The sequence below is a fragment of the Phragmitibacter flavus genome (assembly GCF_005780165.1).
Classification (GTDB): Bacteria; Verrucomicrobiota; Verrucomicrobiia; order Verrucomicrobiales; family Verrucomicrobiaceae; genus Phragmitibacter; species Phragmitibacter flavus.
Map to the genome: position 1 here is coordinate 39,767 of NZ_VAUV01000014.1, position 23,996 is coordinate 63,762.

Consider the following 23,996-nt stretch of genomic DNA (forward strand, 5'->3'; position numbering starts at 1 on the left):
AAGAAGGCGTGGAGTTGAAACCGTTGAGCATGAATTTATGAAGAACGAGAAAAGAGCTGGTTTTACATTGTTGGAGACGCTGGCGATGCTGGTGTGTTTGTTTGTGCTGGTGTGGTTGAGTTTTGCGTTGTGGCGCAAAGCGAACCGACCTCCGCAGGATTTGTCGGCTCCGGCTCTGGTTCCGGCTGCGGTGGTTGAGGAGGGGATGAAGGTGGAGACGGGTGATGTGAAACCTGACGGGGAGAAATTGCCGGCTGAGACCCCCTGAATTTCTGTTGGGTAGCAGGTTTGGATTTATGAAGGAGGTGTCAAAATCTTGGTCAACTCGTGTCTGGGTGGGGCTGGGTGAGGCGCTGCTGGATGAGAGCAAACGGTTGTTGTTGTTAGCGCGAATCGGGAGGTGGTTGCGTTATGCGTTGAGGGGTTTGGTGGGGGGGTATGTGTTGTTTTTGGTGGGGTTGTGGATGGGATTTCGCTGGTTGGGCGAGGGGAATTTGACTATGGCCTTCTTGTTGTATGTGCCATGGCTGACCTGGGCTTTGCCATTGGTGCCATTGCTGGCTCTGGCCTTGTTGATGGATTGGAAGTCTTTGGTGTTTGGCGGGCTGGCGGGGGCGGTGGTGATGTCGGGTCTTGCGGGGTGGTCATGGCATAGGGTTGTGGAGGTCGGGAAGGATCGGGGGAGATCATTGACGGTGTTTAGTTTTAACCGAGGCCAGAGTCAGGGGGCTTCGCAGCGGCCGTTTATTGCGCAGGTGAAGCCGGATATTTTGGTGTTTCAGGAAGCACGCGGGAGGGCTTCGCAGTTTTTGCAGGCGGAGGGTTATGAGGCATTCAAGTTCGGCGATAGTGTGGGGGAATATACGTTGGTTTCGAAATTCCCGGTTTTATCTACGTCGCTGGTGGTTCACGAGGGGCATGCGGTGGCGGGAAGGTTTGTAATTGACTGGGACGGGCGGGAGGTGGCGGTTTATTCGGTGCATTTGCGCACGCCGCGTGATGCGTTGCTGGCGATGCGGAGAGGCGCTTTTTTGTGGGGCGTTTTGGGGGTGCCGGGGACGAAGGGGGGGGAGAAACGTCGCGCTTATGAGGAGTTTTGGGATCGGCAGGTGGAGTCGGCTGAGGTGGTGGTCAAGGCATGCCGTGAGGAGAAGCTGCCTATGGTGGTGGCGGGGGATTTCAATGCGCCTGCACCAGGTTATATTCATCAGTTGCTGACGGAGGAGATGATTGACACCCATGAGGTCGCGGGTTGGGGGGGGGGATATACGTTTCCAGGTAGGACGGGGAATCCTCTGGCTTTGCGTCGGCCATGGCTGCGGATTGACAAAATTCTGTGCAGTGAGCATTGGCGGCCGCAGTGGAACATGGTGGAGCCGGAGCAGCCGAGTCAGCATCGGGCGTTGGCGGCTCAGTTGACGTGGGTGGACGAGGGGTGAATTGCTGTTCGTTCGTTTGTTTATGGATGATGGCGGCAGATGGCCGTTGGTGTCGGTGGTGATCCCGGCACACAATGCGGAGGAGACGATTGGGGCGACGCTGGAGTCGGTGTTGGGGCAGAGTTATGGGAATTTTGAGGTCATAGTGGTGGACGATGGGTCGACGGATGGGACGGCGGGGTTGGTTGAAGAAGTGGCGTTACGGGATGTGCGGGTCAGATTGGTGAGACAAGTGCGGGGTGGGGTGGCGGCGGCGAGAAATGCGGGGATTGAGCGGACGTCTGGAGTGTATGTGGCACCAATTGACGCGGATGATGTGTGGCATCCGCAGCGATTGGAGTTGCATGTGGCGGCATTGGAGAGGGAGGGGGAGGATACAGGGGTGGTTTATTCGCCTTATTACCGGATTGATGCGCTGGGAAGGGAGCGGAGCCGGTCGTATCTTTATTATGAAAAGGGGGATGTTTTTGAGCTGCAACTGGCGACCAATCTGGTGGGAAATGGGAGCGGAATGATGATGAGGGCGGCTTGTTTGGAGTCGGTCGGTTGTTACGATACCTCTCTTCATGAGGCAGGGGCGCAGGGTTGCGAGGATTATTTGCTACAGTTAAAACTGGCCCATCAATTTAAGTTTGTGTGTGTGCCTCAGTATCTGATTGGCTATCGGAGTCATCGGCGGAATATGTCAAGGAACGGCGTGCGGATGGCGCGGTCGCAAGTTTTAATGTATAGGCATGTGCAGGAGAGGTATGGGGCCAGCGGGGATTATTTTGACAGGGGTTATGGAAATACTCTGAGCATGTTGACGCTGAGGGTGTGCCGGGCGAGTGGGGCAGTGGCTGGGTTTAGGGAGTTGAAGGCGAATTTGCAGTCGTGGAGGCAGTTTTGGTATTTTATGAGGAGCACGGTGGAGGTGTTTGTGGTGAAGTTTCAAAAGTTGGTGATGCCGGGGATTTTTTACTGGGCGGAGGGGTGGATGAGGCTGCGGCATGAGCGGAGGGCGTTGAAGCAGTATGAGGAGGATTTGGCGGGGCGCGGTGAGGCAGGTCAGAGGGTGGCGAGGCGGGAAAGTGGAGACGTGTCTGCTGGTGCCCAGGGGTCTGAAATTGCCGGGAAGGATTGAATAGCCGGTAAAAACCGGATTGAATTGAGCGTATCAGTAGGAGGGGGGGGGATTGAAGAGATTTTTCGAGGTGGTGATTTTAACCTTTTTTATTATGAACTTGTTGCATGACCATCGGTTGTTTGAGACTCGTCGTCACTTCTTTAAGCGAGGTGGAAATGCGATGGGTTATGCAGCGTTGTCATCGCTTTTTGGACAGGCAGTGATGCAGCAGCAGGCTGGGGCGAGTGGCGCAACCGGGTTGGGGACTTTGGGTCCGCACTTTCCGCCGACGGCGAAGCGGGTGATTTATCTGCACATGGTGGGCGGCCCTTCGCAGATGGACTTGTTTGATTACAAGCCGGCGATGAAGGACTGGTATGACAAGGATCTACCGGAGAGCATTCGCAAGGGACAGCGGTTGACGACCATGACGAGCGGTCAGACTCGGTTCCCGATTGCACCGTCGAAGTATGAGTTTGCTCAGGCGGGTCAGTGCGGGATGTGGATGAACAAGGAAATGTTGCCGTTTTTGGCGAAGTCGGCGGATGATATTTGCTGGATCAAGTCATTGCATACGGAGGCGATCAATCATGAGCCGGCGATTGCGGCAATGCAGACGGGGAACCAGATTCCGGGGAAGCCGTGTTTGGGTTCCTGGGCGTCCTATGGGTTGGGGTCGATGAATGCGAATTTGCCGACCTTTGTGGTGTTGGTGGCAACGCCGACGAATCGGGATCAGGAGCAGGCGATTTCATCGCGGTTGTGGTCGGCGGGTTTTTTACCGGGTGAGCACGCGGGGGTGAGCTTCCGCAGCAAGGGCGATCCGATTTTGTTCATCAATAATCCGCCAGGGGTGCCGAGCAGTGTGCGCCGCCGGACTTTGGATGGGATCAATTCGTTGAACCAGTTGAACTATGAGGCGGTGGGTGATCCGGAGACACACACCCGGATTCAGCAGTATGAGATGGCTTTTCGGATGCAGGCGAGTGTGCCGGAGTTGACGGACATCAGCAAGGAGCCGGAGCACATTTTTAAACTTTACGGGGAGGAGGCACGCAAGCCGGGATCGTTTGCGAACACGACGTTGATGGCGCGCCGACTGGTGGAGCGGGGCGTGAGGTTTGTGCAGGTGTATCACAACAACTGGGATCACCACTCCAATGTAAACGGGCGGATGCCATCGCAGTGCAAGGACATTGACCAGCCGTGCCATGCGCTGATTGAGGATCTGAAACAGCGCGGAATGTTTGAAGACACGCTAATTGTCTGGGGCGGGGAATTCGGGCGGACGATTTATAGTCAGGGCGGGCTTACCAAGACCAATTATGGGCGGGATCATCATCCGCGTTGTTTCACGATGTGGATGGCGGGTGGTGGAGCCAAGGGGGGCGTGGTGCATGGCGAGACGGATGATTTCAGCTACAACATCGTCAAAGATCCGGTGCATATTCGGGATTTTCACGCGACGATGCTGCATTTATTGGGGTTTGAGCATGAGAAATTCTCGTTCAAATCGCAAGGGCTGGACGGAAAACTGACGGGGGTTGAGGCCGCCCACGTGGTGAAGCAGTTGATTGGTTGAGGTCAATCAATCAAGGGGTTGGCACGGTTGAGGATTTGTTATAGGATCGGAACTTATGAACGCGCGCGCACTTTTGTTTACCCTGGTTGCTGGTTTGAGTCTGCAAGGTTTGGCCGAAGCTGAAGTGAAGGCGATTCCCAAGGAGAAGGAGGGGCGTTGGGGAGTTTACACGTTCGATGAGGCGAAGGAGGAGGCGGTGAAAAAGAAAAAACCGCTGGCGATCTTGGTCATTGATTACCGGACGGAGGAGGAGTCAGTGAAAGAGGCGAACAGCCGTGCTTTTTGGGGGATGGAAAAGGACGCGACCATGGTGGTGGTGATGTCGAATTTGATGACGGCGGCCAAGGGTCGGATGGGAGAAACGTTGTATGGGATTTTGACCGGCCCAGACTTGGGCAAGGCGTATCCGAAGCTGATGGTAACGTCCTCCGATGCCGGAGTAGTTTTGGGGAAAATGACGGCGGAGCAGTTGATTGCGGCTGACGAGAAGGCGGTGAAGGCATTTGGAACGGAGATGGAGGTGGCCAACAAAAATCCTGCGGCTGCAGCAGCTGCATCGGGAGCAATGACAGCGGCAAGCACCCCTGGGGCGGTGGTGATCAAAACCCCGGTGGCGGCGGCCTGGACGAATTCGGGTGGTCAAACCATTCAGGCGGCCGTGATTGCGATCGCGGCGGACAAGGTGGTGTTTCAGATGCCGAACGGCAGCAAGGTGGATTATCCTCTGGCGAATTTGGATGCGGCTTCGTTGAAGCGTGTGGAAGAGTTGAAGGCGGCGAACGCGAAATGAGAAATTTCGGAAGTCGTGAGTCGAGAATACTGATTCGATGGGGATGTTATGAGCAAAAGGAACTTTTGTTGGCCGGTTGGCTTCTTGGTTTGGTTTCTTGCTGCGATTTTGGTGGTGGGCTGCAGGGAGGGCGAGGTGCCGGTAGCCCCATTGAAGTCGAAGGTTTTGTCGGAAACCAAGCGACCTGATCCGGCGCGATTTGCGAAGGAGATTGCGGCGTTTGACAAGGAAGAACTGGAGAATGCGCCTCCCCGTGGCGGGATTGTTTTTACCGGCAGTTCCAGCATCCGGTTGTGGAAGTTGGGGGAAGCGTTTGCGGATCTTCCCGTGCTGAATCGTGGATTTGGAGGATCAGTGGCGAATGATTTGATCGTTTATGCAGATCAGGTCGTGCTGCGCTATGAGCCGAAAGTGTTGGTGGTCTATACCGGGAGCAATGACATCAATGCGAAGCTGACGGTGGAAGAGGCGCTCGCCGATTTCACCGGGTTTTTGGAATTGGTGAACCGCAAGTTGCCAGAGACCAAGGTCCTTGTGAATCCGGTGAAAATTTCGCGGAAGCGGATTGAGCAGATCGAGAAGGTGCGGGAGTTGAATGGAAAATTGAAGGCGTGGTGCGCGGAGCGGCCTTGGACCCGGTGGGTGGAGACTGCCCAATATCTCGAGGATGAGAATGGGCAGCCGATTGACCGATTTTTTGCCAAGGATCAGCTGCATTTGAGCCCTGAAGGATATGTGGAGTGGGAGAAGATTTTGGGGCCGGTATTGCGGGAAGAGTGGGAGAAAAAGGCGAAGGGCTAAGGACGGGTGAGTTCGAATACGCCGTGGTCAGCTTTGCTTTGGTAGGTGGCTTTGAAGTGGGTGGAGGTGGCATTGCCGTCGTATTTGAATATGCCGCCGAAGAGTTTGCCGAGGTTCTGTTCGCCGGAGATTTTGTAGCTTTGGTCGGGTTGAGGAGTGGCGATGTGATGGGCCTTGTAGCCGCCACTAAGGAATTTTGCCCAAGTGGCATGGTAGCGGAAGGTCCAGGCGTTGGGCTGTTTGGGGTCGGGGTCGGGGCTGACGATGGCACGTAGTTTGCCGTGATGGCCGGTGCCCTCGCTTCGCCAGGTGCCTTGCCAGGCACCGGAGAGGTCGGTGGGCGCGGTGGTGGAACTGGTGGCGGCAGCTTGGTTCCACGCGTGGTTGTAGGGGATGGCGCAGCTGGTGAGGAAAAGAGTGAGGGCGAGGATGAGTGGATGGATGACGGATAAGGTGAGCCTCCTTACGTGGGCTGCTATTTGGTTGAGCATTGGGCTTGGCATGGGAGGGCAACGTCGGAAGATGGCTGGGTTTTTCATGGTGGATGGGATACGCGGCAGGATGGGGTTGAGGCTTTGGACACAAAAAAGCCGCAGGTGGTGGCCTGCGGCTGGAAAGTAGAAGGGCCGTCCCGGCCCTTGAGGTTGGATGAAAGGCTCGGGGACGAGCCTTCAACGTTTACACTTTGCCGAAGATGGTGTTGCCGGTGCTGAGGAGGTCGTCACAGGCTTGCATGAGACGCTCGCAGAGCCCTTGCTCGGCTTTTTTGAGGTAGTTGCGCGGGTCGTAGATTTTTTTGTCGCCGACTTCGCCATCGAGTTTGAGGACGCCGTCGTAGTTCTTGAACATGTGATGGGCGATCGGGAGGGTGAAGGCGTATTGGGTGTCGGTGTCGATGTTCATCTTGATGACACCGTAGCCAAGGGTTTCGCGGATTTCTTCGAGGGCGGTTCCTGAGCCGCCGTGGAAGACGAGGTCCATTTCGGCTTCGGGACCGTATTTGTCGGTCACGGCTTTCTGGCCGTCGCGAAGGATGGTGGGCTGGAGTTTGACGGCACCGGGTTTGTAGGCACCGTGCACGTTTCCGAAGGTGGCGGCGAACATGAACTGGCCGACGCCGTTGAGGGTCTCGTAGACGGCGAGCATGTCCTCAGGGGTGGTATAAAGTTTTTCGTTGGCGACGCCTGAGGTGTCGTGTCCGTCTTCTTCACCGCCGACAACGCCGGCTTCGATTTCGAGGATGATGTCGAGCTCAACGCATTGCTCGAGGAGTTCCTTGGAGACGCGCATGTTTTCTTCGAGCGGGAGCTCGGAGCCGTCGAACATGTGACTGTTGAAGAGGTTGCCTTTGCCTTCGGCGCGGCGTTCGGCGGTGGCGGCGAGCAAGGGTTTGAGAAATTTCTCGACGTTCTTGGGATGGCAGTGGTCGGTGTGGAGGGCGATGAGGACGTCGTAGCGCGCAGCGAGGCGATGGGCGGCTTCGGCGAGGACGATGGCACCGAGGGCCATGTCCTTGACGGCAATGCCGGAGGCAAATTCACCACCGCCGGTGCTGACCTGGATGATGCCGTCGGACTTGGAGTCGGCAAAGGCTTTGAGGGCTCCGTTGAGGGAGGCCGTCGAGGTGACGTTGATGGCCGGGTAGGCGTAGCCACCTTTTTGGGCGGCGTCCAGCATGGCGCGATATTGGGCGGGAGTGGCAATGGGCATGGTCGCTTGCAAAGGAGCATGATTTGGGCCGGTTGCAACTTTTGATCGATTGAGCAACTTTTTGCATTGGGTGGTTTTTGATGCCTTTGTGATGATGATGCCGAACTTGAACGATTTTGTGATGCGGGGACTGGGGCTTATGCTGTGGCTGTTGCTTGGATTGCTGCCGGTGTCTGGTCAGGAGGGGGGACCACCGCCGAATCAAAAGCCGTGGGATCGTGGGGAAAAGGGGCCGGGAGATCGTGATCGTGACCGTGATCGAGGACCGGGCGAGGGCGGGCCGGAGCGTCGTGGGGGGCGGGATCGCGGGGATATGTTCCGCAATTTGTCGGAGTCGGAGCGCAAGCAGGTGCGCGAGGCGTTTGAAAAGGTTTGGGTCCGTCCGGAGGTGGAAGCGGCGAGGGAAAGGCTAAAGGAGGCGAATGATGATTATCGAAAGGTGATGGAAGCGGCGATGATGCAGGTGGACCCGGAAGTGGTGAAGTTGTTGGAGAAATCGAGGCCGAAGCCGCCGCCGTTGCCGGATGTGAATGATCCGGAGTTTGCGCGGAAGGTGATGGACCGGTTACGGTTTGAGGGATTGCATCGCGGGGATCGCGAGGGACGATTGCATGAGCGGGTGATGGGTTCGCCAGCGGTGGCGGACTTGGTAAAGCGACTGCTGGAGGCCCCGCCCGAGAAACGAGCTGAGCTTTGGGGACAGTTGAAGGAGGCCTATCAGCGGGGTGCCCGTGATGTTTTGCCCGGGCCTGCTGGGCCGAAGGGTGAATGAGGGGTGTTTGTTTTAAATCGAAATCTTCGCCTCAACGCCTCAAAACGGTTATGGTAGCTCCTGAGCCCGAAGTTGCATGCCGTGAGGCAATTGCTTGTTGGTCAAGCATACAAGAGTTGGTCGAGTTTGCGGAAAGACGGCACGGATATAGCAACTCTAATTGTGGCTCGGGAGTTACTTATCCAGAGGATTTAGATGAATACGAAATAACATTGGGCGAAATCTCCTTGGCAAGAGGCCAGCTCAAAATTTATAGGTATCGAATCGCCATTCCTCCTGGGTGGGAAATCTTGGTTGCTGAACAGCTATATCTACAGATCCTTTCGACTGTGCTGCGCGAAAATGGTTTTTTCGATGAGGCGGAGAAAGTTGGCTTGATCGCTAAACGTTTTGTTGAGCGTTAGTAATCGCTGATTTGCAAGTCGGCGCGGAATAAGACCAACCATGAAATGGCGTGGTGAGCATGTTAGCTAGACGGAGGAGATTCGGGAAAATTGTGGCTATTAGCTTCCATCCATTCGCGGATGGCGCGGAGTTGTTTTTTGTCGGGTTTGGCGGCTTTGGTGATGGGGGCTTGGGCGAGCTGTTCGCGACGGGCGGCGGCGGCTTGGATGAAGTTGGCTTCGGGGGTGAGATTTTCGAGGTAGGTGCCGACGTCGGGGGCGCTGAGACGGCGCAGGGGGAAGTCGATGACGCGCAGAACCAGATTGAGTTCGCCGCGGGCGACGTCGAGGATGTCGCCGGGTTTTAGGGTGCGTGAGGGTTTGATGGGCTGCCCGATGATGCGCACGTGATTGCGCTGACAGGACTGGGTGGCCTGGCTGCGGGTTTTGAAGATGCGGGTGTGGTGGAGGTAAACGTCGGCGCGCATGGCTAAGCCTGCTGCGCAGGCGAAGATGGGAGATGAGAGATCGAAGATGGGGACGGGTGCTGCGAAGTGAAACTTCGCGGTCCAGAGGAGTTAGCTTTTGATGAGGAGGGCGGCGTAGGCTCCATCGGTTTGATCGCGCCAGGGGAGGGCGGTGTGCGATTGTTCGAGGCGGAGGTTGGGGTGTTGGGCGAGGAGTTTTTGGATGACGATTTCATTTTCGTCGTGATCGAGGCTGCAGGTGCTGTAGACGAGTTGACCGCCGGGTTTGAGGAAAGGGAGAATGGCGTTGGTGAGGTCGGTTTGAAGTTTTTGCATTTCAGCAAAGACTTCGGGTTCGAGGCGCCAGCGGACGTCGAGGCGGCGGCGCATGACACCGGTGTTGCTGCATGGGGCGTCGATGAGGATGCGGTCGAACTGGAGGTCGCCGAAGGTTGGTTTGGCGGTTTGGGTCCAGTCGTGGAGAACGGGTTCGGCAATGGTGGCGTGAAGGCGCTGGAGGTTGTTGCGCATGCGCTGGAGTCGCTTGGAGCTGGAGTCGCAGGCGATGATGCGGCCCTGATTTTGCATCATTTGGGCGATGAGCGCGGTTTTTCCGCCGGGGGCGGCGCAGGCGTCGAGGATGAGTTCGCCGGGTTGGGCATCGAGCAGTCGGCAGGCGTGCGAGGTGCTGGGATCCTGGGCGTAGCACTGACCGGTGTGGAGCCAGGTGAGGGGGGGATTTTCGGCGAAGTAAAAGCCGGGGATGGTCGAGGGTTTGAGGTCGCCGGGTTCAACGGGTTTGGGGTGAAGTTGATTGAGGCGGATGAAGGTGGTGGCGGGCTTTTGATTCCACTGACAGAGCTGTTCGGTGTCGCTGGGACCGAATTGTTTGATCCAGCGGTCGACGAGCCAATCGGGGTGGGAGTAACGTTCGTCGAGGGGAAGGGTGGGGAGTTGAGCGAGGAGGGTTTCGCGTTCGCGCAGGGTGCGGCGGAGGATGGCGTTGATGAGGCCACGGGCTTTGCCATCGGCGAGATTGACGGTTTCGTTGACGGCGGCGTGGGGGGCGTGGTCGAGAAGGAGGATTTGGGTGAGGCCGAGCCGGAGAAGCCAGTGGACGCGGTGTTCGAGGTGGTTGTTGTTGCAGAGTTCTTCGAGCCAGTGGTCGAGGAGGGTGATGTGGCGGAGGGTGCCGAAGACGAGGGCCTGGAGGAGGGCGGCGTCGCGGTGTTCGAGGTGATGGGCGCTGGCGTCGCGGTCAACGAGGTTGGCGGCAAATTCTTCGCCGTGCTCCCAGTTCATGAGGATGTCGAGGGCGAGTTCGCGGGTGTTGACGAAGCGTGGGGCTTTGGCGTTGGCGTTGGTGGATCTGGGGCTGGGCATCGGGTGTAAGAGGTGGAGACTACACCGGATGGGGTGGTTTGGCGAGCGGGGGTTGTGGTGGGTGAGGGCGGGTGCCTATGGCTCTGGACCGGGCAGGCAGAATGCCTGCCACACCCACAGGCTGCAAGCCTGTGTCACGCGGGCCAAATTTGGTCGAGGAGGCGGATGAGGCTGAGGGATTTTTCGTTGGGGAGGGCACCGGTTTCCATCTGATTCATGACGTAGGCGAAGGAAAGCTGGCGGGCGGGATCGGCGAAGGCGAGGCTGCCGCCGGCTCCGGGGTGACCGAAGGCGCGGGGGCTGAGGCTATAGATTTGACGGGTTTTTTGGCCATCTTCGTTGACGGGATCGCGCATGACGCCGGCGGCGAAGGCGACGGGGGACTGGAGGACGGCGTCGGTTTGCTGGCTTAGGGTGGTTTCGAGCTGGGTGAGAATGGTGGAGGGGACGAGGGTTTGGTCCTGCCATTGACCCTTGTTGGCGAGCATGGCGTAGAAGGCGGAGAGGCCGCGGGCGCTGCCGACACCGCCAAAACTGGCGAGGCCGAGCTGCTGGATTTCGGGTCGGTTGAGGTCGCGCACGGAGCCGAGTCCGGTAGGCGAGGCGAAGGTGCGCTGGGTGAGGCTGCCGGGCTGGGTGAAGGCCTTCATGAAGGCGTCGGGTTGGGTCCCGGCTTTGATTTTGGCGGGTTGGAGCTGGGCGACGCGGGGACTTTGTTCAGAGGGGAGGCCGATCCAGAAGTCGAGGTTCATGGGGCGGCGGAAGGTTTCGTCGAAGTAGTGGCCGAGGGTGGGGGCGGAGGTGGCGAGGCGGACGATTTGGTCGAGGAGAAAGCCGAAGGTGCGGGCGTGGTAGGCTTGCTGCGTGCCGGGAGCGGAGTTGGGGGTTTGATTTTCGATGGTTTGGATGACGGCGTCGAAGTCTTCGATGGAAACTTTTTCGTCGAGGGGGCTGAGGCCACCGTTGTGAGAGAGGAGTTGGGCGAAGGTGATGGTGGATTTGCCGGCTTTGGCGAAGTCGGGCCAGAGGTGGGCGACGGGTTGGTCGAGCGTGAGGTTGGAGGTGTGCAGCGCGTGAAGGGTGGCGACGGCGGCGGGTCCTTTGGTGGCGCTCCAGACGGGGACGAGGGTGTCGGCGGTCCAGGGGGTTTGGTCGGCGGGGTTGGCGATGCCGTGGGAGAGATTGAGGATCTCGACGCCGCGATGATGGATGGAGATGCTGGCGCCGAGTTCGTTGCGTTCGCTGAAGTTGCGTTCGAATTCTGGGGTGAGGGCGGCAAGGAGGTCGGCGGTGGTGGGTGGCATTTTGGCTTTGAATGTCGGTAAAGGAGCGGCGTTTTTTAGAGCATTTCCTTGAGGCTGGCGAGGTCGGGATCGCGACGGGCGGCTTTGCGGAGGTCGGCATCAAGCTCGAAGGATTTTTCGAGCATGAGGATGGCGTTTTCGGGTTCGCCGAGGCGGGCGTGGTAGCAGCCGGCGTTGTAGAAGAAGATGGATTTGTCGAAGAGGGAGCGGGGTCCGTCGAGAAGGACGTCGAGGGCGGCGCGGGTGTCGCCAAGTTCGTGGAGACAGAAGGCTTCGTGGATGTAACCGCTGGGTTCAAGAGGGGCTGCCTGGCGGAGCCGGCGGGCGACGTTGAGGGCGTCGTCCCAACGTTTTTCGCCCATGAGGCTGAGGGTGAGAATTTCCAAGACGTCGGAGCGGCCCAGGGCGTCGGAGGGAAGCTGATGGAGTTCCTGCCAGACGTTTTTATACATGCCGAGCTCGAGATAGCCGTGGGCGGCCAGAATAATGCGCTCGTGGTCTTCGATCATGAAAGGATGGGATCGGAGTGAAAGGTGCGTGGCGTTTTGGGGGTTGGCAAGTGGGGAGTTGACGGGGAATGCAAACTTTCCGGTGAAGCGGGGCTTGCCAAGTTTTCGCTGGGGAGCATAGGTCTGGCCGTATGTTGAAGGCTTTTGTTTTGGGTGCGGGGTTGGGAACACGATTGCGACCGTTGACGGATCAGTTGCCGAAGCCGCTGGTGCCGTATTTTCATCGACCGCTGATGGTGAGTGCTTTTGATCATTTGCTCGGGGCAGGGGTGGGGGAGTTTGTGGTGAACACGCATCATTTGCCGGGCGCTTACGGGGAGGCGTTTCCTGAGGGGGAGTATGCGGGGGCGGGGATTACGTTTCGGCATGAGCCGGTATTACTGGAGACGGGCGGGGGCATTGCGAACGTGGGTGACTTGATGGGGGATGAGGATTTTGTGGTTTATAACGGGGACATTTTGACAGATTTGCCGCTGGAGCCGTTGTTGAGGGCGCATGAAGGAAGCGGGAATCTGGTGACGCTGGCGCTGAGATCGTCGGGTCCGTCGTTGTGTGTGGCATTTGATGCGGAGCGTGGACTGGTGACGGATATTTTGAATCGGCTGAGGACGGGGGATGCGGGGTCGTTTCAGTTCACGGGAGTGTATGTGGTGAGTGCGGAGTTTGTGAGGGAGTTGACGCCGGGGAAGGTGGAGTCGGTGGTGCCGGTGTGGCTGAGGTTGATTAAGGAGGGGCGGCGGATTGGCGGGGGGGTGTTGGGTGAAGGAGGATGGGGTGATTTGGGGGATCGGGCGACTTATTTGCAGGCGCATTGGGATAGCGGCAGAGCGGCGGAGGCGGTGCATGCGGAGGCGGAAGTGGCGGCGGATGCGGTGCTGGTGGGGATGAATGTGATCGGGCCGCAGGCGGTGGTGGGTGAGGGGGCGAGACTGGAGAAGTGCGTGCTTTGGCCGGGAGCGCGGGTGGAGGCGGGGGCGGTGTTGAAAAATTGTGTGGTGAGACGCGGGATGGTGGCGAGGGGGACGTTGGAGAATGTGGATGTGTAGTTTTTACAGCAGCATTCCGATGGGGGGAGCGGGGTTGGTGATGTCGTAAAAGTTGCCGATGTTGGGGAGGATGAGGGGGAGGTCGGATTTGTTGACGCCGAGCCAGAGGGCGAGTTCGGCGAAGAAGAGGTCGCAACTGGTGGTGGGGATGAAACGACCGCGGCCGGTGTCGAGCGGGTTGACTTCGGAGCCGGTGTCGGCGTTGACGGCGAGGTTGGGGTATTGGCCGAAGATGCGTTTTCCTTGAACTCCGCCGCCGAGGATGAGCTGGTTGCTGCCCCAGGCGTGGTCGGAGCCGCGTCCGTTGGAAGTGAGGGTGCGGCCGAAGTCGGAGGCGGTGAAGAGGCAGACTTTGTCTTTGAGGGTGGGATCGGATTGGGCGGTGCCGATGGCGATCATGGCGTAGTGGAAGGCGTTGAGGGCTTCGCTGACTTGGGGGAGCATGTCATTCTGGTAGAGAAGGACGTCGCTGTGGTGATCCCAACCGCCCCATTGGATGAAGAAGGTCTGTCGGGTGGCTCCCAAACCGACGCGACCCTGGATGGTGCGGGCGATTTGGGCAAGGCGTTGTCCGACGTAGGTAGACGGGAAAGTGATGCCGGGGGGCAGGGGAGGGGCGGTGGCAGCGGCGAAGATTTCGTAGGCGTCGAGGGCCTGTTTTTTGCGGGTGTTGAAGGTTTGTGCGAGTAGGTTGGAGTAAGGTTGGGAGAGCTGGCTGTCGACGGCGTGGCTCATGGCATTGCGCAGGTCCTGGTATTGCTGCCAGGCGAAGTTGTAGTCGGATAGGCCAACGGCACCGTTGGGGGTGATGGCGTATTCGGAGACCTGATTGCCGGTTTGCCAGACGTTGCCGCCGTCGAGGCTGATTTGCATGGGGATGCTCTGGATGCTGTTGAGGTCCTGCAGGAGGTCGCTCATGCGCCCGCCCCAGCCGATGCCGGAACGGGAATGGGGGATGCCGGTTTGCCATTGCTCGATCTGGTCGGAATGGGAGTAGAGGCCGAGTGGGAGTCGTTTGAGGCTGGCTTCGACTTCGCTGCGGTTGGTGACGGGTTCGATAAGGGTGCCGACGTTGGCGAGGAAGGAGGCGTGTCCGGCTTCGAAGAGGCTGGCCAGATGAGGCATGCCGCTGTGGATGGCGAAGGTGCTGGTGTTTTCGGGTTGGATTTCGATGAGTTGGGATTGCGCGGGATTGGCGCTGTATTGGAGGGCGAGGTTGGCGCGGGAGTTTTGGTAGGTGGTGTAGGCACTGGGTTCGCGGGGCACGAGCATGTTGAACGAGTCGTTGCCGCCGGCGAAGAACAGGCAGATGAGGGCGCGGTATTCGCCCTGGGCAGGGGTGGAGGCGTTGGCGATGCCTTCGGCGAGGCGGAGGTTGAGCAGGGTGTTGAGGATGGGCAGGGAGGTCATGCCCTTGCAGCCGAGTTGACCGAGGAAACGCCGACGGGAGAGGGGGGAAGATGAGTGCGGTTTCTTCATGGCGGTCGGCGTTAGCGTTGGACGTTGAAGTCGGTGGAGGTGACGATGAGGTAGATGGCGAGGCGGAGGCGTTGTCGATGCCATTGCCACGTGCCGGTGCCGATGCGCAGCATGGCTTCGCGGATGATTTGGAATTGATGGGGGGAGAGGGTGCCGCCGGTGAGGGCGAGGTCGAGTCGGCGGAGGAGGGGATCGGGATCGAGGGCGTTGGCGGCGGAGGGGGTGTCCTGATTGATGACAGCGGGGTTGACGACCATGCCGAGTTCGGTGTCGGATTGAAGGCGGACATTGTAGGCGGCGGTGCCGTTGCCAAAGCGGTGGAGGCTGCCATTGATGGCGTTCCAGAAGTAGTTGGGGCCGGTGATGGCGGTGCTGGCGTTGATGATCTGGAATTCGGGAGCGACAAGGTTTTGCTCGGTGATGGGGCCGGGGGGGCTGTGGTTGGGGAGGAAGAAGTTGAAAACGCTGGGCGCGTTCATGGGATCCTGAAGGTGATCGGTGGTGAATTGATCAAGCGGATAGTGGCCGGAGGTGGAGCGCGCGTTGAAGGCGCGGGCGAAGTTGACCACGCGGAGAAAAGGTTCGCGCAGTTTGCCCCAGGTGGGATCAGACATTTTGGCGGGATCACGGGCTTCGGGATCGAGAAGGATGGCTTCGATGACGGCTTTCATGTCGCCACGGATGCCGCTGCCGTTGTCGGCGAAGGCGGCGGAGACGCGGTTGATATAGGCGGGGCTGGGGTTGGAGGTGACGAGGCGTTGGATGAGTTGTTTGCCGATGAAGGGCCCCACGTTGGGATGATTGAAGAGGTGGTCGATGGCGGCGTTGACGTCGGCGAGTCCTGCGGTGCCGGTGTTGCCGGGACTGGGGGTGCGGGCGGGGAGGGGATGGGTGCCGAGGAGGAGTTTGGGGTCGCAGTCGTGTTCGGCGTCCCACATTTTCATGGGCATGGTGAAGACATCCGAGTAGGCGTTGAAGACGTTGCTGTCGCCGAAGGAGAGTCCGGTGAAGACGCGGGCGAGTTCGGTGATGTCGCCGTTGTCATAAGTGGGGATGGGCTGGCCTTCGGGGTCGAGCTGGCGGGTGCCGTCGGGGTTGAGTTGCCAGAGGCCGATGGTGAAAAGTTGCATGATTTCCCGGGCGAAGTTTTCGTCGGGATAGATGCGGTTGACGGGGTTGGCCTTGCGGTTGCCGAGGTGGCTGAGGAAGATGCCCATGGCAGGGTGGGTGGCGACGTCGTAGAGGAGGTCGCGGTAGTTGCCAAAGGCATGTTTGACCATGAGATCGTAGTAGTTGGCCATGCCTTGATGCTGAACGATGAGGCGTTCGGGTCGGTCGGAGACCACAAGGATCTGGCTGAGGGCGAAGGCGATGCGCTGGCGCAGGGGATCGGGGTCCTGGGCAGCGAAGGAGATGGAAGGAATGGCGTTGCTGCCCATGGTGCGGTGCCACCAGGCGAATTGTTTGTAGTTGCCGTAGAGGCCGGCGCTGTTGGCGGCGTTGCCGGTCACGGCCCAGTCGACGTAGGGTTGCAGGTAGCCGATGGGGCGGTCGAACTGATGGGTGATCCATCCGGAGAAGCCGCGGGTGATGACGTCCTGGACGTTGGGCGGAATGGTGTCGGGTCCAACCGGGGCGGAGTCGGGTCCAAAGGCGGCTTGAAGGAGAAAACGGGCGGCCGCTTGGGGGGAGGGTTGAGTGGAAGTGTCGTGGAGGTTGAGGGTGGTGCTGGTGGCCGCACCCAGGGTGTAGCCGGTGCCGGGTTGGAGGGTGAAGGTGATGGTTTCAGTGGCTTCGGGATCGGTGTCGGGAACGGGAATGAACTCGATCCAGACTTCGCGGGTGTTGAGTGGGATGGTGATTTGATTGGTGGGGAGGGTGGTGTAGTCGGAGCCGCGGGCAGCGCTGCCGTCGATGGTGAAAAAAACGGTGAGGGGCTGGATGCCACCGCTGCGGCGGATGGCGATGAGGCCGTTGTTGGGCCAGTCTTCGCGCATGGATTGGTCAAGCACGCCGATAGTGACAGTGCTGGGGGTGTTCCAGTTGGTGTTGATCTGTTGGAAATCGGTGGTGTCGAGTCGGTCGGAGCGGGAACTGAAGGGGTTAAGGCCGAGGGTCAGTTCTTCCCAGTCGGAGAGGCCATCGGCGTCGGAGTCGAGGTTGCTGACGCTGAGGCGGTAGAAATGTCGGGGATCGGCGAGGTCGAGGGGGAGTTCGGTTTCCTCGCCAGTGCCGGTGATGGTGAGGAGGGGTTGCCAGGAGTTGGGGAGGAGGGTTTCGCTGGTGTCGATGCGGTAGCGTTTGCCGGGGAGGGTGGACCAGAAGGTGTGAATCGAGGAGCCGTCGGCTTCGATTTTTAGCTGGGGCAGGGACGTGGGGTCGAAGGGATCAGTGCCGCTGGTGGCTTCCTGGAGGTTGGAGTAGCCATCATTGTCGGCATCAAGTCCGGGGGTCAGGTTGAAGGCGTTGAAGTGGAGTTCCCAAATGTCGCTTTGGGAGTTGGCGTTTTTGTCGAGTTCCGCATGGGTCCTGCTGAAGGAGAAGACGAGAAGGCAGAACAGGACGAGGGGTTTTTGCAGCGACACCATAGGTTCGGAAGTGGTTGCCAACGTATTGGCCTTTTTTCGGAGAGTGTGACGGGGCTTGTTGCAATTGGCGCTTATGGTTTGAGAATGGCGGCTGGATGTTTACGGAAGATGATTTGTTGGAGCTGACGCGGTTGAGGTTGCCGGGCGGAATTGTGCCGATTTCACTGGAGGAGATTTTGAAGGGGGGATCCGACCGCCGCTTTTACCGGGTGCGAATGGCGGATGAGGCGAGGGCGTCAATGATTTTGATGACCTACACCCTGGTGCGTCCAGACAATCTGCGGTTCGTGGCGGCCACCGAACGGTTGCGGGGATTGGGAGTGAAGGCTCCGGAGGTGTTTGCTCACGATGAGGAGCGATTGCTGGTTTGGCTGGAGGATTTGGGGGCGGTGGATTTGCATGCGTTCCGTGACGAGGCCTGGGAAATTAGGGAGCCGTTGTATCGCGAGGCGCTGCGCGAGGTGGCGAAGTTGCACGAGGTTGATGTGACGGAGCTTTCGGCGGCGGATCTGGACGACATGGAGCCGGGGTTTGACGAGGGGCTATATCGCTGGGAGCAGGAGTATTTTTTGACGCATTTCATGCAGGGGATGCGGGGAGTGGAGGATGTGCCGGAGGAGGTGGAGCGCGTTTTGAAGGAGTTGCGTGAGGGATTGGGAGTGTTGCCGAGAGGGCTGGTGCACCGGGATTTTCAGAGTCAGAACGTGATTGTTCGGGATGGCGGGGCCTGGTTGATTGATTACCAAGGGGTGCGTCCCGGGTTGGCGGCTTATGATCTGGCGTCGTTGTTGCTGGATCCGTATGTGGAGATGGCGGAAGAGGAGCGGCTGGCGCTGTTGCGCTGGTATGCGGAGCACCGGGGGCTGAATTTTGAGGGATTGATGGAGGTTTACTGGCGATGTGCGGCGCAGCGGCTGATGCAGGCACTGGGGGCCTATGCGAATTTGAGTCGGAACCTGGGCAAACCTCATTTCGAGGCGCATGTGCCGGTGGGGGTGGCGCGGCTAAAAGTCGTGTGCGAGCAACTGCCGTTGCTGGAGCCGCTGGGGCGTTGGGTGGATCAGACGACGTCGGCTTTGGCTTTGGTCGACGAAGTCTAGCGGCGTCGGCGATAGAAGAGAAATCCGAGTGCGGTGGCGGCCAGGGTGGTGAGATGGGGTTCGGGAACGGAATAGAGGACCAAACCATTGAGGGCACCCGAGCCCACGCCCACCCCTGAGGCATTCAGGGAGGTGAATCCAAAGGTGGCAGTGCCGGAGGCGTTGGTGGTGAAGGAGTTGTAGACGGCGAACTCGTCGTTGGAGGTGGGGGGTGAGCTGGCGCGGTTGGCAGGGGTGGTGCCGAGCAAAGCAGGTGTGCCGGAGGTGGTGTCATACCAGGAATACAGGGCACCTGAGTCAAAATCGTAGGTGAAAGAGTAGAGTTTGACGAAGTATTGGGTGTTGGGATTGAGGCCGCTGAGGGTCAAGACCGTTCTGCTTGAGTCGGGAGAGGACACATTTTGGAATCCGACGTAGAGGTCGCGGTAGAGGTCGGCATAGGTGAAGCTGCCGCTGTTGGTGAGCGGGCCAGTGCGTAGTCGGGAGCCACTGCCGGCGGCGAGGGTGACGGTGATGGAGCCTGACGCGACTTCTGCGGGCGCGGAGTAGTTGACGGAGAGGCTGTTGCGGAAGGTTTGAAAGCCGCTCTGGGTGATGGACTCGGGCGTGTTGTGGTCGAAATCGACGTTGAGTAGGGTGGCGGCTTGGGTGGCGGAGAAGGTGGTGAGCAGGGCGATGGCGGCGATCAGAAGTCGGTGGAGGGGATGCATGGTCGAAAGGAGTTGAGAGGTCGCCGGAGAGGGAGGAGTGGTTGGAACTTGCGAGTTGATTCAAGCAAAAATCGGCAGACGAGTCAATATTGGGGTGCATTCGAGAAAGGTGGGCGCACAAAGGTTTTGTTTTCGGCGTGGTTTGTGGCTTGATGAGGGCCACGCTTTTCATTTTCTTTGCTTCACTTTCGCATGCCCACTCCCATGTCTTCGTCCAGTCCGCCCCCTGCTTTTGCTCCTGCTGTTGTCGTTGAGAATATTTATCCGTCGCTGGGTGCGCCAAATTATTTGATCAAGCGGGTGGTTGGGGAGGGGCTTTCGGTTTATGCGGATGTGTTCAAGGATGGTCATGATGTGGTGTCAGTGATGCTGAAATGGCGTGCCCAGACGGGGAGGTTGTGGACGGAGGTGCCGATGGTGGCTTTGGGCAATGACCGATGGAAGGGGGACTGCAGTTTTGCGATTGCCGGGCGTTGGGAAGTGGTGGTGGAGGCGTGGCTGGACAACTGGCGGGGCTGGAAGAAACATTTTAAGGCGAAGTTTGACGCGGGGGATGCGGAGATCGCGATTGAGGCGCGGGAGGGGGCGAGGATGCTGGAGGAAGCGGCTGCGCGGGCGGAGGGCTTGAGCGCGAAGGAGCAGGCGAGGGAGATCGCGGAGGTCGCCAAGATGCTGCGGGTGGTGCCGGCGGGGGAGATGATGGAGGTGGTGATGTCGGATGCGTTGCAGGTGTTGCTGGATGAGTTTCCCGACCGGACTCTGAGTGTGTCTTCGGAGCCGTTGCGGGTGGTGGTGGAGCGGGAGCGGGCGAGGTTTTCGGCTTGGTATGAATTTTTCCCGCGTTCGGCGGAGGGGCGGGCGGACAAGCACAGCACGTTCAGGGATTGTTTGCCGCGCCTCGATGATGCCAAGGCGATGGGATTTGATGTGATTTATTTGCCGCCGATTCATCCGATCGGCATGGCGCATCGGAAGGGGAAGAACAACACGCTGACGGCAGGGCCGGATGATGTGGGGTCGCCTTGGGCGATTGGTGGTGCGGCGGGCGGGCATCGGATGGTGGAACCGGCACTGGGGACGGTGGAGGATCTGGAGTGGCTGGTGGAGGAGGCACAAAAGCGCGGGATGGAGATCGCGTTGGATTTCGCGCTGAACTGCTCCCCGGATCATCCTTATGTGAAGGAGCATCCGGATTGGTTTAACCAGCGTGAGGATGGGTCGATCCGTTATGCAGAGAATCCGCCGAAGAAGTATCAGGACATTTACCCGCTGAACTTTTTTTGTGAGGACTGGAAGGCGCTCTGGCGGGAGTTGATTGATGTGGTGCTGTTCTGGGTGAAGCGTGGGGTGAAGATTTTCCGCGTGGACAATCCGCATACGAAACCGGTGGCGTTCTGGGAGTTGCTGATTGCTGAGGTGCAGGCGTTTGATCCGGATGTGCTGTTCCTGGCGGAGGCGTTTACCAAACCGCGGATGATGCAGGTTTTGGGCAAGGTGGGGTTCAGTCAGAGCTACACGTATTTCACCTGGCGCGAGTCGAAGCAGGAACTGACCGAGTATGCGGAGGAACTGACGAAGAGCGAGATGCGCTGGTATTACCGCGCGAATTTCTGGCCAAACACGCCGGACATTTTGCCGGGTCATTTGCAGTATGCGGGTGCGGCGATGTTCAAGCTGCGGGCGGCTTTGGCGGCGACCTTGATGCCCAGTTGGGGGATGTATTCGGGGTATGAGTTGATTGAGAATCTGCCGTTGCCGGGTCGCGAGGAGTATTTGGATTCGGAGAAGTATCAGTTGAAAGAGCGCAATTGGAACGCGCCGGGGAACATCAAGGCGTTCATTGGGCGATTGAACGACGTGCGCCGCGAGAACCGGGCGTTGCAGTTGTATGATAACCTGACTTTCCATGCGGCGGATCATCCCGAAATGATCGTTTACAGCAAGGTGAGCGGGGATTTCGGCAATCGGATTTTGGTGGTGATCAATTTGAATGCGGGTCAGGTTTCGGCCGGAATGGTGCATCTGGATTTGGGGGCGCTTGGTTTGGCAGCGGATGCACATTACCGGGTGGAAGATTTGTTGCATGGAGCGGTGTATGACTGGCAGGGTTCGCACAATTTCGTGAGCCTCGATCCGAATGGCTTGTCGATGCATTTGTTCCGCGTGGTTCCGGGTTGATTTTTATTTTTTCATGTCGAAGTGGCGCATCATGGTTCTCACGTTGCTTTTTGGAGCGGCGTTGGGCGCGTATGGGGAGATGGATCGCCGTGGCTGGGTGCGGGAGGCAGAGCAGTGGTTTCTGGGTTTTTTGGTGGCGAATGGCCGCCAGGCGATGGAGCAAAATTTGCCGGAGGTGTCGGAGGATGTGGTGCTGGTGAAGTTTGATGAGAAGGACCGGGAGGAGCTGGGGGCATGGCCGCCGGCGGCGTTGGACTGGTTGATGGTGATGAAGCGGCTGGTGGCGTATGATCCCGAGGTGGTCGTGGTGGTGCAGCCGCTGCGCTGGGAGGGAGCAGCAGCGGAGTTTGTGAAGCCGTTGCGCGAATCTTTGCTGCCGTTTCCATCGGTGGTGATGGGGTTTGATCTGGCGGCGGGTGAGGGAGAAATGTCGCCGGAGGCAAAGGAGTTTTTGGAGAAGGAACTGCCCACGTTGTTGGGGGGGGAGGTGGGGGGATCTGCCGTGAGATTTACCAGGGTGATGGAGGTTCCGGATCGTTCGTTGCGGATGGCGGTGCAGACGGGATTCACCTCGATTGATGGCGTGGTGGAAAAGCCGGGTCGGATGTTGTTTGTGGCCGGGGATGGCGAGAGGCTGGTGCCATCGTTGGCGGCGCAGGCGGTGACATTGTTTCGGCGGGCACCGTATTCGACTATGCGGATGAGTTTTGGGGCGGGGGCACGGTTGAGTTTGGCAGATGAGTTTGTGGTGCCGTTGATGCCGGGGGGGGAGTTGGTGCTGGGCGAGTCGCCCTCGGTGCCGGTGGTGGATGGATTGGAATTGATGCTGCCGGATTTGGGGGATGAAGTGGCGGAGCGGATCGCGAAAGTGATGGGCGAGGGCAAGGCGGTGGTGTTGAGTCTGGATGAGAAGGTGGGCATGCTGCAGGCGAGGGCGGTGGCGCGTGGGCTGGCGATGCCGATGTTGAATCGTTTGGACAGGTGGGTGGATGGGGCGCTGGCAGCGTTGGCGGCGGTGTTGTGTTATGTGGGAATGCTGGGCAGAGGGCGGTTTGGAGCTCTGATTTTTGGGTTGGTGGTGTTGGTGGCGGGCACGGGGTTGAGTCTTGGTTTTTTCCAGATGCAGTTGGTCTGGTGGTCGCCGGTGCTGGCATTTGGACTGGTCGCAGTGTCGGTGTTGTTTTGTTTTGTGTGGCCTCACCATGGGGTTGAGGAGGCGGAGAAGGAGACACAAACCAGTTGACACTGAACGGGTCTGGTCGCTTTCTGAAAGTGCTACACATGGGATTTACTTTTAAGAACCTAACCCGCCAGAGGGCTATTGGCGCCAATTCATATCTGATCAGCAATGGCAAGCAGCGGTTCGTGCTGGATGCGGGGTCAAATCCAAAGGACAAGGGGCATGAATCGTTGCCGAATTATGCGGCGGTAACTCCGGATTCGCTGGACGCGATCATTCTGACGCATGCGCATCATGATCACATTGGGTCATTGCCAGTTTTACAGCGGATGCAGCCCAAAACTCCGGTTTACATGACGGAGCCGACGGGGGAAGTGGGCGCGGGGATGTTGCACAATTCGGTGAATGTGATGACGAGTCAGCGCGAGGAGTTGGGCATCCAGGAGTATCCTCTGTTCACGCATCGGGAGATTGACGGCATCAAGGCGCAGTGGTTTTACCGGGATTTGCGTCATCCGTTTGTGGTGCCGGATACCGATGTGGAATGCACTTTTTTTGATGCGGGTCACATCATGGGTTCGGTGGGGGTTTTGATGAAGCAGGGTGGAAAGAGCCTCTTCTACACCGGTGATGTGAATTTCGAGGATCAGACCATTACACGTGCGGCGGACTTCCCGACGGAGCCGGTGGACGTGCTGGTGATGGAGACGACGCGTGGCGATTATGTGCGTCCAGAAGGGTTTACTCGCAGGGCGGAGAAGGAGCGGCTGGCGAAGGTGATTCGTGAGACGTTTGAGAGGGATGGGGCGGTGTTGATGCCGGTGTTCGCCTTGGGCAAGAGCCAGGAGTTGCTGGTGATGCTGCATGAGTTGTGGCGCATGGAATTGATTCCCAAAGTGCCGGTGTTGATTGGCGGGTTGAGCGCGAAGGTGACGGTGGAGTATGACCGGTATGCGTCGAAAACGCGCCGGAACTACGAGGGGTTCCAAATTTTTGAGGACATGGACATGCTGGTAGCGCCGCGCAGGCGTAAGAAGGAGCTGAGTTGTTCACCGCACACAATTTATGCGCTTTCGAGCGGGATGATGAGTGAGGGAACGGTGTCGAACAAATTTGCGCGGGGATTTTTGGACAATCCGCGCAACACGGTGGCGTTTGTTGGTTACACGGATGGGGCAACGCCAGGCTGGCGGGTGCGCAATGGCAAGCCCGGGGAGATGATTTCGCTGGATGCGACTTTGCCGGAGGTTCAGCTGAACTGCCGGGTGGAGAGTTTTGATTTTAGCGCGCATGCGCCGCGCGAGGATTTGGTGGAATATGCGCGCAAGTTACAGCCGAAGAAAATCTTGCTGGTGCATGGGGATGAGCCGGCGCAGGACTGGTTTGCGAGTGCGCTGAAGGCAGCGATGCCGGAGTGTGAGGTGATTTTGCCTGATCCCGGGAAAGAGATCGAGTTGTGGTAAGAGGGTC

Annotated in this window: 22 protein-coding genes; 13 read left to right on the forward strand and 9 right to left on the reverse strand. The window is 58.8% G+C overall.

Annotated elements, in window-relative coordinates; translation table 11 throughout:
* Positions 1–37: 37 nt before the first annotated feature.
* The 6 genes from FEM03_RS18070 (at position 38) to FEM03_RS18095 (ending at position 5,717) form a co-directional block, all read left to right on the forward strand.
* Positions 38–268, forward strand: coding sequence for a pilus assembly FimT family protein (locus tag FEM03_RS18070; RefSeq protein ID WP_138087697.1), 231 nt, complete (start codon positions 38–40; stop codon positions 266–268).
* 37 nt (positions 269–305) lie between these two features.
* Positions 306–1,439, forward strand: a complete 1,134-nt coding sequence (locus FEM03_RS18075; protein WP_206171070.1) for an endonuclease/exonuclease/phosphatase family protein — start codon at positions 306–308, stop codon at positions 1,437–1,439.
* Between the two features lies 1 nt (position 1,440).
* Positions 1,441–2,562 (forward strand): glycosyltransferase family 2 protein, encoded by a 1,122-nt coding sequence (locus FEM03_RS18080; RefSeq protein WP_138087699.1) that lies wholly within the window; start codon positions 1,441–1,443, stop codon positions 2,560–2,562.
* A gap of 94 nt (positions 2,563–2,656) precedes the next feature.
* A complete protein-coding gene (locus FEM03_RS18085; RefSeq protein ID WP_138087700.1) occupies positions 2,657–4,126 on the forward strand; it encodes a DUF1501 domain-containing protein in 1,470 nt (489 codons plus the stop codon).
* A gap of 55 nt (positions 4,127–4,181) precedes the next feature.
* Positions 4,182–4,916, forward strand: coding sequence for a hypothetical protein (locus tag FEM03_RS18090; RefSeq protein ID WP_138087701.1), 735 nt, complete (start codon positions 4,182–4,184; stop codon positions 4,914–4,916).
* A gap of 84 nt (positions 4,917–5,000) precedes the next feature.
* Positions 5,001–5,717 carry a GDSL-type esterase/lipase family protein gene (locus FEM03_RS18095; RefSeq protein WP_166442978.1) on the forward strand — a complete coding sequence of 239 codons (717 nt, stop codon included), beginning with the start codon at positions 5,001–5,003 and terminating at the stop codon, positions 5,715–5,717.
* On the opposite strand, the gene FEM03_RS18100 is transcribed toward FEM03_RS18095, so the two are convergent.
* Together FEM03_RS18100 and fbaA are read right to left on the reverse strand one after the other, a co-directional pair.
* Positions 5,714–6,208: a hypothetical protein gene (locus FEM03_RS18100; RefSeq protein ID WP_138087703.1), complete on the reverse strand. Its 495-nt coding sequence runs from the start codon at positions 6,206–6,208 to the stop codon at positions 5,714–5,716. The genes FEM03_RS18095 and FEM03_RS18100 overlap by 4 nt on opposite strands.
* A 187-nt stretch (positions 6,209–6,395) precedes the next feature.
* The gene (fbaA, locus tag FEM03_RS18105) at positions 6,396–7,427 is read right to left on the reverse strand and encodes a class II fructose-bisphosphate aldolase (RefSeq protein WP_138087704.1); all 1,032 of its coding nucleotides are present in this window, start codon (positions 7,425–7,427) and stop codon (positions 6,396–6,398) included.
* A 91-nt stretch (positions 7,428–7,518) separates the two neighbouring features.
* Between fbaA and FEM03_RS18110 the strand changes: the two genes are divergently transcribed.
* Both FEM03_RS18110 and FEM03_RS18115 read left to right on the forward strand, forming a co-directional pair.
* Positions 7,519–8,199: a hypothetical protein gene (locus tag FEM03_RS18110; protein ID WP_138087705.1), complete on the forward strand. Its 681-nt coding sequence runs from the start codon at positions 7,519–7,521 to the stop codon at positions 8,197–8,199.
* A 50-nt stretch (positions 8,200–8,249) separates the two neighbouring features.
* Positions 8,250–8,603: a hypothetical protein gene (locus FEM03_RS18115; protein WP_138087706.1), complete on the forward strand. Its 354-nt coding sequence runs from the start codon at positions 8,250–8,252 to the stop codon at positions 8,601–8,603.
* Between the two features lie 62 nt (positions 8,604–8,665).
* On the opposite strand, the gene FEM03_RS18120 is transcribed toward FEM03_RS18115, so the two are convergent.
* The 4 genes from FEM03_RS18120 to FEM03_RS18135 all read right to left on the reverse strand — a co-directional run bounded on the left by FEM03_RS18120 (position 8,666) and on the right by FEM03_RS18135 (position 12,245).
* On the reverse strand, positions 8,666–9,070 hold the full coding sequence (locus FEM03_RS18120) for an RNA-binding S4 domain-containing protein (RefSeq protein WP_138087707.1): 405 nt from the start codon (positions 9,068–9,070) through the stop codon (positions 8,666–8,668).
* Between the two features lie 90 nt (positions 9,071–9,160).
* A complete protein-coding gene (gene rsmB, locus FEM03_RS18125; RefSeq protein ID WP_138087708.1) occupies positions 9,161–10,432 on the reverse strand; it encodes a 16S rRNA (cytosine(967)-C(5))-methyltransferase RsmB in 1,272 nt (423 codons plus the stop codon).
* Positions 10,433–10,566: 134 nt separating this feature from the next.
* Entirely contained in the window at positions 10,567–11,736 is a 1,170-nt protein-coding gene (locus tag FEM03_RS18130; protein WP_138087709.1) for a serine hydrolase domain-containing protein, read from the reverse strand.
* A 35-nt stretch (positions 11,737–11,771) separates the two neighbouring features.
* The gene (locus FEM03_RS18135) at positions 11,772–12,245 is read right to left on the reverse strand and encodes a tetratricopeptide repeat protein (RefSeq protein ID WP_138087710.1); all 474 of its coding nucleotides are present in this window, start codon (positions 12,243–12,245) and stop codon (positions 11,772–11,774) included.
* A 131-nt stretch (positions 12,246–12,376) separates the two neighbouring features.
* On the opposite strand from FEM03_RS18135, the gene FEM03_RS18140 reads away from it, so the two are divergent.
* Positions 12,377–13,291 (forward strand): sugar phosphate nucleotidyltransferase, encoded by a 915-nt coding sequence (locus tag FEM03_RS18140; protein ID WP_138087711.1) that lies wholly within the window; start codon positions 12,377–12,379, stop codon positions 13,289–13,291.
* Between the two features lie 3 nt (positions 13,292–13,294).
* On the opposite strand, the gene FEM03_RS18145 is transcribed toward FEM03_RS18140, so the two are convergent.
* Both FEM03_RS18145 and FEM03_RS18150 read right to left on the reverse strand, forming a co-directional pair.
* Entirely contained in the window at positions 13,295–14,770 is a 1,476-nt protein-coding gene (locus FEM03_RS18145; protein WP_166442979.1) for a DUF1501 domain-containing protein, read from the reverse strand.
* 11 nt (positions 14,771–14,781) lie between these two features.
* Positions 14,782–17,379: a DUF1800 family protein gene (locus FEM03_RS18150; protein WP_138087713.1), complete on the reverse strand. Its 2,598-nt coding sequence runs from the start codon at positions 17,377–17,379 to the stop codon at positions 14,782–14,784.
* A gap of 74 nt (positions 17,380–17,453) precedes the next feature.
* Between FEM03_RS18150 and FEM03_RS18155 the strand changes: the two genes are divergently transcribed.
* Positions 17,454–18,458 carry an aminoglycoside phosphotransferase family protein gene (locus FEM03_RS18155; protein ID WP_138087714.1) on the forward strand — a complete coding sequence of 335 codons (1,005 nt, stop codon included), beginning with the start codon at positions 17,454–17,456 and terminating at the stop codon, positions 18,456–18,458.
* On the opposite strand, the gene FEM03_RS18160 is transcribed toward FEM03_RS18155, so the two are convergent.
* Positions 18,455–19,168, reverse strand: coding sequence for a hypothetical protein (locus tag FEM03_RS18160; protein WP_138087715.1), 714 nt, complete (start codon positions 19,166–19,168; stop codon positions 18,455–18,457). The two genes, FEM03_RS18155 and FEM03_RS18160, sit on opposite strands and share 4 nt — an antisense overlap.
* A gap of 204 nt (positions 19,169–19,372) precedes the next feature.
* On the opposite strand from FEM03_RS18160, the gene FEM03_RS18165 reads away from it, so the two are divergent.
* The 3 genes from FEM03_RS18165 to FEM03_RS18175 are packed head-to-tail and all read left to right on the forward strand — an operon-like array spanning position 19,373 to position 23,989.
* Entirely contained in the window at positions 19,373–21,346 is a 1,974-nt protein-coding gene (locus FEM03_RS18165; RefSeq protein WP_138087716.1) for an alpha-1,4-glucan--maltose-1-phosphate maltosyltransferase, read from the forward strand.
* A gap of 13 nt (positions 21,347–21,359) precedes the next feature.
* On the forward strand, positions 21,360–22,589 hold the full coding sequence (locus FEM03_RS18170) for a CHASE2 domain-containing protein (protein ID WP_138087717.1): 1,230 nt from the start codon (positions 21,360–21,362) through the stop codon (positions 22,587–22,589).
* Positions 22,590–22,627: 38 nt separating this feature from the next.
* Positions 22,628–23,989 carry an MBL fold metallo-hydrolase gene (locus FEM03_RS18175; RefSeq protein WP_138087718.1) on the forward strand — a complete coding sequence of 454 codons (1,362 nt, stop codon included), beginning with the start codon at positions 22,628–22,630 and terminating at the stop codon, positions 23,987–23,989.
* Positions 23,990–23,996 lie beyond the last annotated feature (7 nt).

Coding starts and splice junctions, on each gene's coding strand:
- FEM03_RS18070 (WP_138087697.1), top strand. CDS start 38: ATGAAGAACGAGAAAAGAGCTGGTTTTACATTGTTGGAGACGCTGGCG.
- FEM03_RS18085 (WP_138087700.1), top strand. CDS start 2,657: ATGAACTTGTTGCATGACCATCGGTTGTTTGAGACTCGTCGTCACTTC.
- FEM03_RS18090 (WP_138087701.1), top strand. CDS start 4,182: ATGAACGCGCGCGCACTTTTGTTTACCCTGGTTGCTGGTTTGAGTCTG.
- FEM03_RS18100 (WP_138087703.1), bottom strand. CDS start 6,208: ATGCTCAACCAAATAGCAGCCCACGTAAGGAGGCTCACCTTATCCGTC.
- fbaA (WP_138087704.1), bottom strand. CDS start 7,427: ATGCCCATTGCCACTCCCGCCCAATATCGCGCCATGCTGGACGCCGCC.
- FEM03_RS18110 (WP_138087705.1), top strand. CDS start 7,519: ATGATGATGCCGAACTTGAACGATTTTGTGATGCGGGGACTGGGGCTT.
- FEM03_RS18115 (WP_138087706.1), top strand. CDS start 8,250: ATGGTAGCTCCTGAGCCCGAAGTTGCATGCCGTGAGGCAATTGCTTGT.
- FEM03_RS18120 (WP_138087707.1), bottom strand. CDS start 9,070: ATGCGCGCCGACGTTTACCTCCACCACACCCGCATCTTCAAAACCCGC.
- rsmB (WP_138087708.1), bottom strand. CDS start 10,432: ATGCCCAGCCCCAGATCCACCAACGCCAACGCCAAAGCCCCACGCTTC.
- FEM03_RS18130 (WP_138087709.1), bottom strand. CDS start 11,736: ATGCCACCCACCACCGCCGACCTCCTTGCCGCCCTCACCCCAGAATTC.
- FEM03_RS18135 (WP_138087710.1), bottom strand. CDS start 12,245: ATGATCGAAGACCACGAGCGCATTATTCTGGCCGCCCACGGCTATCTC.
- FEM03_RS18140 (WP_138087711.1), top strand. CDS start 12,377: ATGTTGAAGGCTTTTGTTTTGGGTGCGGGGTTGGGAACACGATTGCGA.
- FEM03_RS18145 (WP_166442979.1), bottom strand. CDS start 14,770: ATGAAGAAACCGCACTCATCTTCCCCCCTCTCCCGTCGGCGTTTCCTC.
- FEM03_RS18155 (WP_138087714.1), top strand. CDS start 17,454: ATGTTTACGGAAGATGATTTGTTGGAGCTGACGCGGTTGAGGTTGCCG.
- FEM03_RS18160 (WP_138087715.1), bottom strand. CDS start 19,168: ATGCATCCCCTCCACCGACTTCTGATCGCCGCCATCGCCCTGCTCACC.
- FEM03_RS18165 (WP_138087716.1), top strand. CDS start 19,373: ATGTCTTCGTCCAGTCCGCCCCCTGCTTTTGCTCCTGCTGTTGTCGTT.
- FEM03_RS18170 (WP_138087717.1), top strand. CDS start 21,360: ATGTCGAAGTGGCGCATCATGGTTCTCACGTTGCTTTTTGGAGCGGCG.
- FEM03_RS18175 (WP_138087718.1), top strand. CDS start 22,628: ATGGGATTTACTTTTAAGAACCTAACCCGCCAGAGGGCTATTGGCGCC.